General features: G+C 58.4%; 2 protein-coding genes. Both read left to right on the top strand.

The window, feature by feature from the left end; all coding sequences use genetic code 11:
• Positions 1–1,077, top strand: a 1,077-nt coding sequence (locus ACE4YL_RS00485; protein ID WP_461368986.1) for a metallophosphoesterase family protein, incomplete at its 5' end; no start/stop codon positions are given.
• On the top strand, positions 1,074–1,356 hold a 283-nt coding region (locus ACE4YL_RS00480), incomplete at its 3' end, for an ECF transporter S component (RefSeq protein WP_461368985.1). The genes ACE4YL_RS00485 and ACE4YL_RS00480, both read left to right, overlap by 4 nt.

The following is a 1,356-nucleotide window of genomic DNA, read 5'->3' as shown; positions in this document are numbered from 1 at the left end:
TGCCTGGGCGACATGGTGGCTTCAGGAACGGAAGAGGAATACCGCGCTTTCCAGGAGACAATGGCGGAGTTGAACTGCCCTTATTACACTGTCCCCGGTAATCATGATATCAAGGGGGAGGGGGCTGACTATTACCGCAGCCGGCTGGCTACGGGCGATTACTTTTTTGATTATGCCGGTTACCGCTTTATTTTCATGGACAGCGCATTGATGACTCTCAGCGAGGCGCAGCTTGAGTGGATGCAGGAAACCCTGGACGGCGGCTTGCCGGGACTGATATTCCTCCATGTGCCGCCCCTGGATCCCCGCAAGGAGGGAGATCATGCTTTTCTGGATCCCAGTCAGGCGGAAGCCTTCCTTAATCTGCTTGCGGCCCCTTCCAGCAGGACACTGGCGGTATTTTCAGGGCATATTCACATGTTCCATCACCAGGTCCTCTCCGGCGTGCACCACGTAATCAGCGGAGGCGGCGGGGCTTCCCTCTACGCGCCGCCTGACCAGGGGGGCTACCACCACTTTACTCTCTGCCGCCTGACGGCAGAGGGGCTGCAGGTTGAACCGGTGCCCGTGGAGGCGCCGCCCCGTCCGGAAGAGCTGGTGGTCAGCGGGCCTTCTGGAGACTGCATTTACACGCTGGAAGAGCTGGACCGCATAGCCAACCTGGAAAAAGAACTCTCTTTCCAGAACCGGTTTGGCAATTATGCCGGGGAAGGCCTTTACCGGGGGGTGCCAGTGAGCACGCTGATTGAGCAGACCGGGGGGATGAAGCCCGGCGATATCCTGATGGTCTATGCCCTGGATGGTTACAGCCAGGCATTTGCTTATGAAAATGTTTACCCGGAAAGCGCCGGCTGGGAAGAGCGCCAGGGAATCATGGCCCTGGCAGTAGAGTTCAACGGCCAGATGGTTCCGGAATGGCAGGATGGCTACCGGATTGCCTTCTTCACGGAAGACGGGGTTTACGACAATGAAGACTGTGCCCTTACTTCAGCCGAAGGGCAGGGATGGCATCTTTACGAATCGGCCGGAGGCCGGTGGGTAAAAACGGTGGTTAGAATGGAGGTAATATCAGGATGAAAGCGGAAGTAAGGGAGAGCGCGAGCCGGAAGCGAATTTACTTTGCCACCCGCGATCTGCTGATTATGGCCGTATTGAGCGGCATCGGCGGGGTGCTGAGCACCTATGTCGGCTACCTGGGGAATCTGCTGAACCGCCTTTTCGGGGTTCCCTTCGGCGCCGGCCAGTTTGTGGCCGGGCTGCATGTTTTCTGGATCATCCTGGCGGCGGGGCTGGTCCGCCGGCCTGGCGCCGCCACTATCGTTGGTCTTTTAAAAGGAGTCGTCGAGCTGCTTACCG

This window comes from Candidatus Darwinibacter acetoxidans, from assembly GCF_041936445.1.
Lineage (GTDB): Bacteria > Bacillota > Limnochordia > Darwinibacteriales > Darwinibacteriaceae > DTU010.
The sequence above is the reverse complement of the archived record's forward strand: the minus strand, read 5'-3'. Positions and strand labels throughout refer to the sequence as shown.